This is a genomic window from Flavobacterium sp. (assembly GCF_021151785.1).
GTDB lineage: Bacteria > Bacteroidota > Bacteroidia > Flavobacteriales > Flavobacteriaceae > Flavobacterium.
Genome location: NZ_JAGKWP010000007.1, coordinates 26,958 through 40,278 on the forward strand (window position 1 = coordinate 26,958; position 13,321 = coordinate 40,278).

At 32.5% G+C, this 13,321-nt stretch carries 12 protein-coding genes and 1 pseudogene; 7 read left to right on the forward strand and 6 right to left on the reverse strand.

Annotated features, from left to right (window positions below; all coding sequences use genetic code 11):
- Window positions 1–29: 29 nt before the first annotated feature.
- Window positions 30–1,106: a 3-phosphoserine/phosphohydroxythreonine transaminase gene (gene serC / locus QZ824_RS01620; protein ID WP_291274298.1), complete on the reverse strand. Its 1,077-nt coding sequence runs from the start codon at window positions 1,104–1,106 to the stop codon at window positions 30–32.
- Window positions 1,107–1,227: 121 nt separating this feature from the next.
- The gene (locus QZ824_RS01625) at window positions 1,228–2,289 is read right to left on the reverse strand and encodes an acyl-CoA reductase (RefSeq protein WP_291274299.1); all 1,062 of its coding nucleotides are present in this window, start codon (window positions 2,287–2,289) and stop codon (window positions 1,228–1,230) included.
- A gap of 119 nt (window positions 2,290–2,408) precedes the next feature.
- On the opposite strand from QZ824_RS01625, the gene QZ824_RS01630 reads away from it, so the two are divergent.
- From QZ824_RS01630 to QZ824_RS01655, 6 genes are all read left to right on the forward strand, one after another.
- On the forward strand, window positions 2,409–2,759 hold the full coding sequence (locus tag QZ824_RS01630) for a 4Fe-4S dicluster domain-containing protein (RefSeq protein WP_014388887.1): 351 nt from the start codon (window positions 2,409–2,411) through the stop codon (window positions 2,757–2,759).
- A 272-nt stretch (window positions 2,760–3,031) separates the two neighbouring features.
- The gene (ychF, locus tag QZ824_RS01635; protein ID WP_291274300.1) at window positions 3,032–4,126 is read left to right on the forward strand and encodes a redox-regulated ATPase YchF; all 1,095 of its coding nucleotides are present in this window, start codon (window positions 3,032–3,034) and stop codon (window positions 4,124–4,126) included.
- Window positions 4,127–4,238: 112 nt separating this feature from the next.
- A complete protein-coding gene (locus QZ824_RS01640) occupies window positions 4,239–4,898 on the forward strand; it encodes a hypothetical protein (protein ID WP_291274301.1) in 660 nt (219 codons plus the stop codon).
- A complete protein-coding gene (locus tag QZ824_RS01645) occupies window positions 4,898–5,584 on the forward strand; it encodes a TIGR02117 family protein (protein WP_291274302.1) in 687 nt (228 codons plus the stop codon). Before QZ824_RS01640 ends, QZ824_RS01645 begins: the two co-directional genes overlap by 1 nt.
- 157 nt (window positions 5,585–5,741) lie before the next feature.
- Window positions 5,742–7,616 (forward strand): DNA topoisomerase IV subunit B, encoded by a 1,875-nt coding sequence (locus tag QZ824_RS01650; RefSeq protein ID WP_291274303.1) that lies wholly within the window; start codon window positions 5,742–5,744, stop codon window positions 7,614–7,616.
- A gap of 57 nt (window positions 7,617–7,673) precedes the next feature.
- On the forward strand, window positions 7,674–10,325 hold the full coding sequence (locus tag QZ824_RS01655; RefSeq protein ID WP_291274304.1) for a DNA gyrase/topoisomerase IV subunit A: 2,652 nt from the start codon (window positions 7,674–7,676) through the stop codon (window positions 10,323–10,325).
- A gap of 124 nt (window positions 10,326–10,449) precedes the next feature.
- On the opposite strand, the gene QZ824_RS01660 is transcribed toward QZ824_RS01655, so the two are convergent.
- The 4 genes from QZ824_RS01660 to murQ form a co-directional block, all read right to left on the reverse strand.
- Window positions 10,450–11,307, reverse strand: coding sequence for a TerC family protein (locus tag QZ824_RS01660; RefSeq protein WP_291274305.1), 858 nt, complete (start codon window positions 11,305–11,307; stop codon window positions 10,450–10,452).
- A 51-nt stretch (window positions 11,308–11,358) separates the two neighbouring features.
- Entirely contained in the window at window positions 11,359–11,727 is a 369-nt protein-coding gene (locus QZ824_RS01665; RefSeq protein WP_291274306.1) for a DNA topoisomerase IV, read from the reverse strand.
- Window positions 11,728–11,743: 16 nt separating this feature from the next.
- Entirely contained in the window at window positions 11,744–11,962 is a 219-nt protein-coding gene (locus tag QZ824_RS01670; RefSeq protein ID WP_291274307.1) for a DUF6095 family protein, read from the reverse strand.
- A 67-nt stretch (window positions 11,963–12,029) separates the two neighbouring features.
- Window positions 12,030–12,845: an N-acetylmuramic acid 6-phosphate etherase gene (gene murQ, locus QZ824_RS01675; protein WP_291274308.1), complete on the reverse strand. Its 816-nt coding sequence runs from the start codon at window positions 12,843–12,845 to the stop codon at window positions 12,030–12,032.
- 62 nt (window positions 12,846–12,907) lie between these two features.
- On the opposite strand from murQ, the pseudogene QZ824_RS01680 reads away from it, so the two are divergent.
- Window positions 12,908–13,321: pseudogene (locus QZ824_RS01680) on the forward strand (glycosyltransferase family 4 protein); the annotation flags it as partial.

Sequence of the window (13,321 nt, forward strand, 5' to 3'; positions counted from 1 at the left end):
TATGTTTTTCTATTAATTATATTTATACATTAAGAATTCATTTTCTGCTCAAAAGCTTGCATAATATTGACTAAAACTTGAACACTTGTTAATGGTAAAGCATTATACATTGAAGCACGATATCCTCCTACAGAGCGATGTCCGTTCAATCCAGAAATACCTGCTTCTTTCCACATAGTATCAAAGACATCTTTATGTGCTTCATCTTCTAGTAAGAAAGTAGCATTCATAATACTTCTGTCCTCAACAGCTGCTGTACCTTTGAAATAAGGATTTCTATCTATTTCTGCATATAATAAAGTAGCTTTTGCTTCATTTATTTTTTCAATTGTTGCAATTCCACCTTGCTTTTTTAACCATTGTAAATTGAGTAAAGAAGCATAAATAGGAAATACAGGAGGGGTGTTATACATGCTTTCCTTAGCAATATGCTGTTGATAATTTAACATGTTTGGAATTTCACGACCAGTTTTCCCTAAAATTTCTTCTTTTAGGATAACTAAAGTAACTCCGGCAGGACCCATATTTTTTTGCGCTCCAGCATAAATCAAATCAAATTGAGAGAAGTCTAATACCCTTGAAAAAATATCAGAACTCATGTCGCAAACTACAGGAATTTGAGTCTGTGGAAATTGTTTGATTTGTGTTCCGAAAATAGTATTATTACTGGTACAATGGAAGTAATCGGCATCAGAAGGAATAGTATAATCTTTTGGAATATGATTGTAATTTTCATTTTTTGATGATGCTACAACTATTGTTTCTCCAAAGTGTCTAGCTTCTTTTATAGCTCCATTAGCCCAAGTTCCAGTGTCTAAATAGGCTGCTTTTCCATTCACTTTCATTAAATTATAGGGTACCATTAAGAATTCTAAACTTGCACCACCATGTAAAAATAAGGCTTGGTATCCTTTTCCTTCTAATCCTAGAAGCTCTAGTACTAAAGCTCGGGCTTCTTCCATGACTGCGACAAAATCTTTACTGCGGTGAGAGATTTCTAAAATCGATAAACCTGAATGATTAAAATCTAAAATAGCTTGTGCTGATTTTTCAAAAACTTCATCAGGGAGAATGCAAGGTCCTGCACTATAATTGTGTTTTTTCATTATATGTGTATTAAGTTGTGTTTTACTGATTGCAAATTTTGCAATAATTTAACAACTAAATCATTTTTTTTAGAGGTGGATGTGGGTTATTTGTTAACGAAAACGTTTTCGTTTTGAAATTTTATTGCAAATTGTTTAAAAACTGCAAAGTGTCAACTTGGTCAGCATAATCAGCTAATTTTGGTTTTTGAGCTTCTCCAAAAGTAAAAGAATGAGGAATACAGCCATTACTTACTACACATTGTATTAATTCTTGGTCTGCTTCCAAACGTTTTTTTACATCTTCTAAACTTTCGTAATATTCATAAAAAACAGAAGAAATTGGAGACGCGTAACTCGTATCTTCTTTAATAGTCATAAAACCATTATCTAAAATTTGAAAGAGACTCATTAGATATACGGCTTTGTTGTAGTCGTAATTATTGGCGTATTTTTCATATTCTATGATGTCTTTATGAACAAACATGCCTTTAAAAAAAGCATCGAAATTATAGTTTTTTGGGACAAATAGTTTGGAAACGTTTCTACAACCTAAACCAAAGTATCTAAAAATGTCTTCACCTAATGCTTCTAGTTCTTCTTGTGATTCATTTCCAGTTAAAACAGCAACCGAATTTCTATTTTTTCTAATTATATTTGGTTTAGAACCAAAATAGTACTCAAAATATCGGGCAGTATTGTTACTTCCTGTTGCAATGACTGCATCAAATCCTTCTAATTTTCCCTCAATAAAAGTAATTCTTTCTTTTAACCTTTCATCTAAAGCTATTAAATAATTCGCTAAAAATTTAATGAGATGTTGGTCGTTTGATGAAGTTTTTATTAAGGCATGATTCCCGCTAATTAGTACGCATAAGAAATCATGAAACCCGACTAAAGGGATATTACCAGCTAAAATAAGTCCGATTTTTTTGGGAGCTGTATTTTCGAAAGTATAGTTACTTAACCAAGTTGATAAATTTTCATCAGTAAGTGCTTCAGCCCAAGATTGAATAGCAAAAAATACATTTTCTGGTGTAAACCAATTGTTGTGTGATTGTGATAATTGAATTAAATCATTAAATTTTTCGAAAAAAGAATCATTGTTTTTGATTGCCTCTTTTTTAATGGTCTTATTCTCATTAAATTGACTTAAAAAATGACCTAATTCAACAAAACAATTTTTTATTTCGATTTGTAACATTTGTAACTTGTTTTTAATGGGTTTACGTTGTATTTTTGTGTCGCAAAATTAATTATATTATTTGGAATATACAGAAAATAGGTTTTGTTTTCCAAATTCAAAATTTTAAGTTAATCAATATGGCAATAAAGATAACAGACGAATGCATCAATTGTGGTGCATGTGAACCAGAGTGTCCGAATACAGCAATTTATGAAGGAGCTGATGATTGGAGATGGAAAGATGGTACAAAATTATCAGGAAAAGTGATACTACCAGATGGTACTGAAGTAGATTCTGATGCAGCACAGACTCCTTATTCTGATGATGTATATTATATTGTTCCAGGAAAATGTACAGAATGTAAAGGCTTCCATGAAGAGCCACAATGTGCAGCGGTTTGTCCGGTTGATTGTTGTGTGCCTGATGAGGATCATGTTGAAAGTGAAGAGACTCTTTTAAACCGACAGTCGTTTTTACATAATGAATAAAAAAAGTCCGAGAATTTTCTCGGACTTTTTTGTTGTTCAATTTTAACTAACTCTATTTTTTCATTTATTTTAATTTTAAAATAGATGAAGACAAAGTCATTTAAAAGGTATTTGCCTTTCATGATATGATTTTTTGAAAGTTTTTTATAATTCATTCCCATATATCCAAATGTCTTTTTTTACTAAAGAATATTAAGTTATATTTGCACACTTAAAATTTTAAAAAATAGCAACTGTTAACTTTAAACGGTTAACTGTAAACTTATTATAACATGAAAGCAGGAATTGTAGGATTACCAAATGTTGGGAAATCAACTTTATTTAATTGTTTATCAAATGCCAAAGCACAAAGTGCAAACTTTCCTTTTTGTACTATTGAACCGAATATAGGTGTAGTTAATGTTCCCGATCCTAGGATTGTAAAATTAGAAGAATTAGTTAAGCCTGAGCGTGTACAAATGGCTACAGTAGATATTGTAGATATTGCAGGATTAGTTAAAGGGGCAAGTAAAGGTGAAGGTTTAGGAAATCAATTTTTAGGAAATATTAGAGAATGTAATGCTATTATTCATGTTTTACGTTGTTTTGATAATGATAATATTGTTCACGTAGACGGTAATGTAAATCCGATCCGCGATAAAGAAACTATTGATATCGAATTGCAATTAAAAGACTTAGAAACGGTTGAAAAACGTTTAGAAAAAGTTAATAAAGCGGCTAAGACAGGAAATAAAGAAGCACAAATTGAAAAAGCCTTGTTAGATAGAATTAAAGATGCATTAATGCAAGCAAAATCGGCTCGTACAGTAGTACCTCAGTCTAATGAGGAAGAAGAATTGTTTGCAGGTTTTCAATTAATTACTGCTAAACCAGTATTATATGTTTGTAATGTAGACGAAGCTTCTGCAGTAAATGGAAACAAATATGTAGACCAAGTACGTGAATTAGTAAAAGATGAACAAGCGGAAGTAATTGTACTTTCAGTTGGTGCTGAAGCAGATATTAATGAATTAGAAAGTTATGAAGAACGTCAAGTGTTCTTAGAAGACTTAGGACTAACAGAACCAGGTTCGGCGGTTTTAATTCGTGCGGCTTATAAATTATTGAATTTGCAAACTTATTTCACAGCAGGTGTAAAAGAAGTTCGTGCGTGGACAATTAAAGTGGGCGATACAGCTCCAAAAGCGGCTGGAGTAATTCATACAGATTTTGAAAAAGGATTCATTCGTGCTGAAGTTATAGCTTATGAAGATTATGTTCAGTTCGGTTCAGAAGCCAAAGTGAAAGAAGCAGGAAAACTAAGAGTAGAAGGAAAAGAATATATTGTTAAAGATGGAGATGTAATGCACTTCCGTTTTAATGTATAATAAAATATTTTAATCAAATTTTATTTTAAGACCGTTGAAATTTTCAACGGTTTTTTTGTGGCATACGTTTTGTTAATACTTTCTTAAACCAATCAACTTAATTTTTAAACGTATGAAAAAAATAGTGCTATTTCTCGTTGCAACATCTCTACTTTCTTGTGAATCACATCAATTGAATGATAGTTTTATTTTGTTTTCAGAAGCCCAACCCGCTAATGTAGATGAGATTACTCATTTTCCACAAAAATACATTGGTGAATACAGTTTTGATGCTACACATAAAATATTGGTTCAGTCGAAATATATCATTTTAAAAGATATTGATTCATTAGAAATGACCAAAAAAGAATTGGATTCTATTAAAACGGCCGAGTTGAAAGGAAATAAAGTATTGGATAAAGAAACAGGTAAATTGTATGAGGTTCGATATAAAGGTGATACAATTTGTTGGGAAATGGCCAATTTAGATACTATTTTTTCCTTTGATGAAGGCGAAGTCGCAAAATTATTCAAGCAAAGTATAATTCTGAATAAAGAACAAGAAAATGGGGTGCAAGTTTCTTGTATTAATTTTAAAGGTTTAAAAGGGAAATACTTTCAATTAGGAACCAAAAAAGATTATAATTATTTAAAGTCAAAATTTAAGACGAATCCAACTATTATTAAAGAAAATGGCGATACCACCAATGTTGTTTTAACATTTTCAAGAGGTGATTTTAGAAGGTTATTAAGAGAAGAAGGTTGGGAATTTGAAACTAGTTTTTTTAAATAATGAAAAAGGTAGTCTTTAAACTAGTAAAATATGTTGGTTTATTCCTTCTCGCTCTATTGATGTATGGAATAGTAATCACTTTGCTTTCTTTTATCCCTGTAAATTCATTTGATTCTCGAACGTTAATTCCTGCGCAAAAAATTGAAATTTACTTGCTGACTAATGGCGTACATACTGATGTTGTGGTTCCAGTAAAAAATGAAGTTTTCGATTGGTCAAAACAAGTCAAGTTTACCGATACTAAAGCAAAAGATTCCACAGCACAATTTATGGCAATCGGTTGGGGTGATAGAGGATTTTATTTAGAAACACCAACCTGGTCCGATTTAAAAGTAAGTACGGCATTAAAGGCAGCAACGGGTTTAAGTTCTAGCGCCTTGCATGCGACTTTTTATAACAAAATGAAAGAAGGAGCCGATTGTAAAAAGATAACATTAGACTGCAACGAATACAACCAATTGATTCATTTTATTTCGGATTCATTTCAGTTAAATGGGGATAAAGTGAGTAAAATTGAAACCAAAGCCGTATATGGAAACAACGATGCTTTTTATGAAGCAAAAGGAAGTTATTCCTTGTTTTATACGTGTAATTCTTGGGCGAATCAGGCTTTAAAAGCTGCGAATCAAAAAGCAGCTCTTTGGACCATTACGGATTCGGGTATTTTTAGACATTATGCTAATTAAAGAGCCAAAGAAAAGGTAAAAGTAAAAAGGGCAAAGTAAAATAAAACACTAATTACTATTCACTTTTTACTAGAAAAAATGTTTAAAACTTCTTTGTAAACCGCTTTTAAAATTTGGGCAATTCACTTATATTAGCACATTATCCATATTTGTGTCTATGTTAGAAGAATTGAATCAAAATCAATACACCGAAGATAATATTCGATCGCTTGATTGGCAAGAACACATCCGAATTCGTCCGGGTATGTACATTGGAAAATTAGGTGACGGTTCCACTCCCGATGATGGTATTTATATCTTAGTCAAAGAAGTTATCGATAACTGTATCGATGAGTTTGCTATGGGGGCAGGTAAAACCATTGAAGTGACTATCAAAGACCGATTAGTGACTGTACGCGATTATGGTCGTGGTATTCCATTAGGAAAAGTGGTTGATGTTGTTTCTAAAATGAATACCGGTGGTAAATACGATTCCAAAGCCTTTAAAAAATCGATCGGATTGAATGGAGTTGGTACCAAAGCTGTAAATGCACTTTCCAATTATTTCCGAGTAGAATCGGTTCGAGATAATCAACAAAAAGCAGCTGAATTTTCGGCAGGGGTTTTAACACTTGAAGAAGATTTAGTAGAAACAACTAAACGAAGAGGTACAAAAGTTTCTTTTATTGCCGACGAAACCATTTTTAAAAACTACAAATACCGAAATGAGTATGTTGAGAAAATGCTTCGTAATTATACTTATTTGAATAGAGGGCTAACCTTGTATTACAATGGCGATAAATTTTATTCTGAGTTTGGATTAAAAGATTTATTGGAAGACAATATCACAGCTGAAGATATGGTCTATCCGGTAATTCATTTAGAAGGGGATGATATTGAAATTGCTTTAACACACAGTAAATCGCAATATTCAGAAGAATACTATTCTTTTGTAAACGGACAAAATACCACACAAGGGGGGACGCATTTAGGTGCTTTTCGTGAAGGTGTGGTACGTACATTAAAAGAATTTTATAATAAAAATTTTGAAGCTTCTGATATTCGTAAATCTATAGTTGCAGCTATTGCTGTAAAAGTTGAAGAACCGGTTTTTGAATCACAAACAAAAACCAAATTAGGTTCTACAGATATGGGACCAAAGGGACCTTCTGTACGAACGTTTGTGAATGATTTTATCAAGACGAAATTAGATAACTTCTTACATAAAAACCCAGAGATTGCAGATTTGTTACTTCGTAAGATTTTGCAAGCGGAACGTGAACGAAAAGAATTGTCTGGAATTCGAAAATTAGCGAAAGAACGTGCTAAAAAAGCCAGTTTACATAATAAAAAATTACGCGATTGTAGGGTACATTTAACGGATGTGAAGAATCCAAGGTATTTAGAAAGTACACTATTTATTACCGAGGGAGATTCGGCATCAGGTTCAATTACCAAATCACGTGATGTCAATACGCAAGCGGTTTTCTCTTTACGTGGTAAACCTTTGAATTCTTATGGCATGACCAAGAAAATTGTGTATGAAAATGAGGAATTCAACTTGTTGCAGGCAGCTTTAGATATTGAAGAAGATTACGAAAACTTACGTTATAATAACATTGTAATTGCTACCGATGCTGATGTCGACGGGATGCACATTCGTTTGTTGTTGATTACGTTTTTCTTGCAGTTTTTCCCTGAGTTAATCAAGGAAGGACATTTGTATATATTACAAACGCCTTTATTCCGTGTACGTAATAAGAAAGAAACCATTTATTGTTATTCAGATGAGGAACGTGTGAATGCGATTGAAAAGTTAAAGCCAAAACCAGAAATTACACGATTCAAAGGATTGGGAGAAATTTCACCCGATGAGTTCAAACATTTTATTGGTCAAGATATTCGTTTAGATCCTGTGATGTTAGACAAAGCGATGTCGATTGAAAAATTGTTAGAATTCTATATGGGTAAAAACACACCCGACCGACAAGATTTCATCATCAATAATTTGAAAGTAGAATTGGATACGGTTGAGGAATTGTTGGGAAGTTAAATTTTTATCTGTAAACTTTAAACTGTCAACCGTCAACTAATAACTGACAACTAAACCATGAGTGAAGAAAATCAAAATATAAACCCAGACGAAAGTCAAGATTTTATACCTGAAAGTCAAGACCATTCCGATCATTCAGATTCCATTACGAAAGTAACGGGAATGTATAAAGATTGGTTCTTGGATTATGCGTCGTATGTAATTTTAGAACGTGCGGTTCCGGCTATTGAAGACGGTTTTAAACCGGTTCAACGTCGTATCATGCATTCGATGAAAGAGTTAGATGATGGTCGTTACAACAAAGTAGCAAATATCATTGGACATACCATGCAATATCACCCACACGGTGATGCGAGTATAGGTGATGCCATGGTAAACATTGGGCAAAAAGATTTATTAATCGATTGTCAAGGGAACTGGGGTAATATTTTAACAGGTGATGGAGCAGCTGCCCCTCGATATATTGAAGCAAGATTAAGTAAGTTTGCGCACGATGTGTTGTTTTCTCCTAAAGTTACTGAATGGCAGTTGAGCTACGATGGACGTAAAAATGAACCTATTCATTTGCCTGTTAAATTTCCTTTGTTGTTGGCTCAAGGCGGAGAAGGAATTGCAGTTGGATTGTCAACGAAGTTATTGCCTCACAATTTCAATGAGTTAATAGATGCTTCTATTAAAATTTTGAAAGGGAAGCCATTTACAATTTTTCCTGATTTTCCAACGGCTGGTATTGCTGATGTTTCGGGTTATAATGACGGTATGCGTGGTGGTAGGGTTCGTGTACGCGCTAAAATTGCACCACTAGATAAAAACACCTTGGTCATAACTCAAATTCCTTTTTCTACTGATACAACAAAATTGATTGACAGTGTTTTAAAGGCGAATGAAAAAGGTAAAATTAAGATTAAAAAGATTGAAGACAATACGGCTGCTGAGGTAGAAATCTTAATTCATTTGCAACCAGGAACCTCTCCGGATAAAATGATTGATGCCTTGTATGCGTTTACCGATTGTGAGTTGTCTATTGCTCCGTTGGGATGTGTAATCGAAAATTGCAATCGACCTTTGTTTATTGGGGTTTCAGACATGTTGAAAATATCAACCAATAGAACCGTAAATATCTTAAAGCGCGAATTAGAAATACAATTAGACGAACTCGAAACAAAATGGCATTTTTCTAATTTAGAGAAGATTTTTATTCGAGAAGAAATGTACATCGACTTTAAATTGTACAGTGATAGAGAGTCGTTATACGAGTATTTATACAACCGTTTTGAACCATTTAAAAAGATTTTAATTCGTGATATAGTTGATGAAGATTTGCAAAAATTAACGCAAATTCCAATGATTCGTATTACACGTTTCGATTCAGACAAAGCCGATGAAAATATCGCTAAATTAGAAGATGAAATCGAACAAGTGAAACATCATTTAGCTAATATTATTGATTTTGCTATTGATCATTTTACACGATTAAAAGAAAAATATGGAAAAGGACGCGAACGCCAAACGGAGTTGCGCAACTTTGATAACATTCAAGCCACAAAAGTAGTTTTACGTAACCAAAAATTCTATGTAAATAGGGAAGAAGGCTTCGTAGGTATGGGCTTGAAGAAAGATGAATATGTAGGGGAATGTTCAGATATTGATGATGTTATTGTTTTTCTACGAGATGGAAAAATGATGATTTCAAAAATAGACGACAAAAAATTCTTTGGAAAAGATATTATTCATGTGGCGGTTTTTGATAAAAACGACAAGCGCACCATTTATAACATGATTTATCGTGATGGAAAATCAGGTCCGTCATATATCAAACGTTTCAATGTTTCAGGGGTAACACGTGATAAAGAATACGATTTAACACAAGAAAAGCCAGGAAGTCAAATATTGTATTTTTCTGCAAATCCTAATGGGGAGGCAGAAGTAGTGACTATTTTACTGCGTCAAGTAGGAAGTGTGAAGAAATTGAAATGGGATATGGATTTTGCCGAAATCATGATTAAAGGTCGCGCCAGTAAAGGAAATACGGTTTCAAAATATCCAATAAAGAAAATTGAGCTTAAAGAAAAAGGCATTTCGACGCTACGTCCAAGAAAAGTGTGGTTTGATGATACCGTACAACGTTTAAATGTAGATGGAAGGGGAGAGTTATTAGGCGAATTTAAGCCGAATGATCGTTTATTGGTTATTACACAGTCAGGGAAAGTTAAAACAATTATTCCCGAGTTGACAACTCATTTTGAAGAAGACATGATTGTCTTGGAAAAATGGAATAAGAATAAGCCTATTTCTGCTATTTATTATGATGGAGAAAAAGAACGTTACTATGTGAAACGATTTTTGATTGAAAATGAGAATAAGGAAGAAATTTTTATTTCTGAACACGAAAAATCACATTTGGAAATTGTTTCTACCGATTGGCGTCCCATGGCAGAAGTTGTTTTTGCCAAAGTAAAAGGCGTTCAAAAAGAAAATCAGATTGTCAATTTCGAAGAATTCATTGCCGTAAAAGGAATAAAAGCACAAGGGAATCAATTGAGTACGGATAAATTGAAACAAGTAAATTTATTGGACTCTTTACCTTATGAAGAAATTTTAGATGAACCTGAAGCTGAACTAAAAGAAGAATTGGAAGAAGGAAATGATATTCAAGATTTCAATATTCAATTGGATGATGATGGGCAAATTACCTTGAGTTTGGATTAATTTACTATGGTTTCAATTATAATGAAATCTTAAGATATTAGAAAGTAAAAGAGAATAGTAATACAAACAAAAATGCCTGATTTTATTGGAGAAATCAGGCATTTTATATTTATTAAATCATTTTTTAATTTATTAAATCATTATCAGCTAATTTTTCATCGGCAATTTTATTGTTGCGTAATTGTACAGGTTTGCTACTTTTTTTCTTCATTCTAAGGTTCAAGAATTCAACGAATAAAGAGAAGAAAATAGCAAAGTATAAATAGCCTTTTGGAATACTATGAACTTCTGTATCACCGAAAAATTTGATATTTGCTAAATGAGAACCTTCTGCTAGTAACATTACACCGATTAAAATCAAGAAAGATAATCCTAAAATTTGAATAGTCGGATGTTCATTAACAAACTTGGAAACTGGTCCAGCAAAAATTAACATAATTATGATAGAAATTACGATAGCACCAATCATGATTTCTAAGGCACCCGCAGGGCCAAAACCAACAGGAGGTTCAGCAGAACTTACTAATCCTACAGCGGTTAAAATACTATCAAATGAAAACACAATATTTAAAAGCGCAATTTGAATTATTGCAGCAGTTAAAGAGTTACTTGCTTTACCAGAGGTTGCCTCTTCTTCTCCTTCTAATTTGTGATGTATTTCAGAAACAGATTTGTACAATAAAAATAATCCACCACCAAAAACAATAACGCTTTGCCCTGAAATACCACCAGATACAAAACTCAAGTCAAAATCAAAAAAAGACTCTTTTAAACTCATTACCCATGTAATTCCAAATAAAAGGACAATACGAAAAGCCATGGCTAATAACAATCCTATTCTTCTCGCTTTGGGCTGGTCTTCTTCTTTTAATTTTCCTGATACGATAGACAAGAAAACAATGTTGTCAATACCTAAAATGATTTCTAAAAAAGTAAGGGTTAACAAAGCGACCCAAGCATTAGGATTTGATAAAATTTCCATTTTTGTTTAAATGAGTTAAAATTTGATTAGTTGCTTATTTTACGTAAGAAATTACATTTTTGTTACAGAACCCTTTTGTTTTTTTGTTTCTCCCACAAAAGCGTATTCAAAAGAATAAGTCAAGTCTTTGGTGTTCAGTATTTTTACATGTACGGCTTTTTGCTCTGCTCTGTTTTTTGGTCTTGTATTTTCTAAAATATATTCGCAATCGTTAATCCAACGAATACTAAATGTATCAATAACATTATTGAAATGTTCAATTTGAATAGAATCATTTCGTTCAAATGTTGTAGTGTATTTTTTTCCTTCAACGGTAGTTTCTGAAGTAAATTTTCCCGTTTTAAAATCAGTACAATTTCGCTCTTGATTGTAACAAGAAAGCAATAGAAAACTTACAAATAGTAAAAGTGATTTTTTCATATTTAAAACTATTAAATTATTTATCAAACATACTACTAACAATAGTTTTCACTCCTTTAAAACCTAAGTAAACAGCATAAAAACAAACAAGTATGGCAAGTACTAGTAAATAAGGAAACAAAGGATGCGATTCATTTTTAAAACAACTATTTAAAAAAACAGGGCCAATAAATAAAAGAGGTAAAGCAAATGCTAAATAGCGAATTCCTTTTAATAAAACGACTTTATTTGTCATACGTCAAGATTTTATGATATAATGAAAATGGTTAATAACGAATTTCAATTGCTATCCATTTTGTGAATTAAGTATTTAGAAAATGGTTAACCGCCTTTCTAACACTACCATGTTGTTTTAGTAATTCAACTGCCGTTTCATAACTTACCGGAATTTCACTCATAATCATACGTACGCCTCGATCAATTAATTTAACGTTACTAAGTTGCATATCAACCATTTTGTTTCCTTTAACGTGTCCTAATTGAATCATTGTGGCAGTAGAAATCATGTTTAAAACTAATTTCTGAGCGGTTCCTGCTTTCATACGACTACTCCCAGTTACAAATTCAGGACCAACCACAACTTCAACAGGGTAATCAGGAAGTAACGCTAACGGACTTCCTGCATTGCATGTTATTCCACCTGTTACAATACGATTTGCTTTACAAGCCTCTAGACCACCTAAAACATATGGTGTTGTTCCTGATGCTGCAATACCAATTACAACATCATTTTCATTAATTTGATGCGATTGCAAATCCGTCCATGCTTGATTTCTATCATCTTCTGCAAATTCTACTGCTTTTCTTATGGCGGTATCTCCTCCGGCAATTATCCCAATTACTAAATCAAATGGAACTCCAAATGTAGGCGGACATTCAGAAGCATCTACAATACCTAATCTCCCTGAAGTACCTGCTCCAATATAAAATAAACGGCCTCCATTTTTCATTTTTTCAACCACCACGGTTATTAATTTTTCAATTTGGGGTAGTGCTTTTTCAACGGCTAAAGGTACCTGTTGGTCCTCTTTATTGATGTTAGTTAATAGCTCATTAACAGACATTTGCTCTAAATGTTCATATTTGGAAGCTTGTTCTGTGGTTTTTGTAAAGGACATAAGTAGGTTTCATTTCTTAATGCAATCAAATATACAAACTAAATTCAAAATTTTATAGTTAAATGAATATTTCTATATTTGATAAATATATGAATGATTTTAACCTTAAACGACCTTTAAAAATAGCTCTAGCAACTGTCTCTTTATCAGGAGGTGGGGCAGAACGTGTTGCGGCAATTTTGTCTAACTATTTTGTTGCTCAAGGTATAGAGGTACATCATTTAGTTTTTTCTGGGACAATTGAATATGAGTATTCCGGAAAGTTAATGCATTTTGAAACTTTAAAAGATGCTAAAAATAGTATTTGGAGTCGATGGAAACGTTTTTGGGCAATTCGAAACTATTGTAAAAAAGAACAATTTGATTTTATTATAGATTTTAGAACCAAAGAACGTTTTTGGCAAGAAGTTTTATTACATTATTTTGTGTATGATCATTTAATTCAAACAGTGCATAATTATCATTTAGATTATTAT